Source organism: uncultured Campylobacter sp., assembly GCF_938031315.1.
Taxonomy (GTDB): Bacteria; Campylobacterota; Campylobacteria; order Campylobacterales; family Campylobacteraceae; genus Campylobacter_B.
Genome location: NZ_CALHHT010000453.1, coordinates 1 through 1,228 on the forward strand (window position 1 = coordinate 1; position 1,228 = coordinate 1,228).

1 protein-coding gene and 1 pseudogene are annotated in these 1,228 nt (G+C 48.0%); both read right to left on the reverse strand.

Annotated elements, in window-relative coordinates; all coding sequences use genetic code 11:
* Positions 1-227: pseudogene (locus Q0236_RS11350) on the reverse strand (CCA tRNA nucleotidyltransferase); the annotation flags it as partial.
* A complete protein-coding gene (locus Q0236_RS11355; RefSeq protein ID WP_297918057.1) occupies positions 205-1,113 on the reverse strand; it encodes a hypothetical protein in 909 nt (302 codons plus the stop codon). The pseudogene Q0236_RS11350 and the gene Q0236_RS11355, both read right to left, overlap by 23 nt.
* Positions 1,114-1,228 lie beyond the last annotated feature (115 nt).

The window sequence follows — 1,228 nt, forward strand, 5'->3', positions numbered from 1 at the left end:
TAGACGAAGTAGCTTTTGCCGACGCCCTGTGCGCCGAAGCTCCGCATGATTTCGTCGAATTTTTGCGGGCTAACGTCGTAAAGCTCGATATCCAGATCCGCGCTTTCGCCGCTAATGCCGCCTAAAAACAGATCGCGCACGAAGCCGCCCACCAAATAGATGCGCGAGCTAAAGCGGTTAAGATAGTTTAGAAGCGCCCTAAAATCATCGTTTTGATAGATGCTCAAGTCTGTCGTCGATACTCGCAAGTAAAAATTCCATAAATTTTAAATTTAGCTCCACGCGCGCCTCGATATCGCCCTGATCAAAAGCGTTCAGCCCCTCAAAAAGCACCAAAATGCGCTCTTTTAGCGCGTTTAAAAACTCAGCCTCGCTTGAAATTTTATTTTCGGTTTTAGAATCGTCGGTAGCGTTTTTAGAGGTGCTGAAATTTCGCGCGGAAGCGGAATCTCGCGCGCTTGGAAAAGCGTCCGGGGCACTAAATTTAAAATCCTGCGCGTTATAGTTTTTAGAGCTTCGCATCTCGCCGAATTCCTTAAAATCATCATCGAAGCTTTCATATCCCGATTCGCCAAGCTCCTTAAATCCCGCGAAATTTTGCGCGGAAATCTCTTCTTGCTTGGAATCGAAGCTAGAATTTAAGGGCGAGCTTTTGATAAAATTTAAAGGCAGATCATGCACAAAATCCTGCGCGTCGATCTCACTGCCTAAACGGTCGTAAATTTCGCTCGCGGCATCGGCATATGTCTTAAAATTTCCGCCAGCCGCGTCGCCTGCGTCCAAGCGCCCGTCATCTGCGCTGCCGCCCGCGGCACGTAAAAATTTATCGCCCGAGCCGCGTAAATGCTCGCTCTGCGCGTCTTGCGAGTTAAAATTTTGCCCGTCTAGCGCGTCTTTATCATCGCGCGACGAAGTAAAATTTAAAGAATCATTGCCGCTTGAATAATCGCCATCCTGCGCAGCGGAGCTTTGTAAATTTTCCAAACTATCCGCGCCTGAGTCTTGCGCAAAGCTCTCCTCGCCTTGTAAAGCGAGTTTTTGCGCGTTTTTTTGCGCCTGCATCTCGCTTTTTACCGCCTTAACGATACCTTCAAATTCGTTTTTATAATCCATCTATCAGCCACCTTTTAAACTCTCGCCGCTCTCGCTCATCCGCGCTCATAAAGCGCTGCAGCATCGCCATATTAACGCCCGAGCTTACTCGATGATTTAAATTTAGCCGCGCAAA

Coding starts and splice junctions, on each gene's coding strand:
- Q0236_RS11355 (WP_297918057.1), bottom strand. CDS start 1,113: ATGGATTATAAAAACGAATTTGAAGGTATCGTTAAGGCGGTAAAAAGC.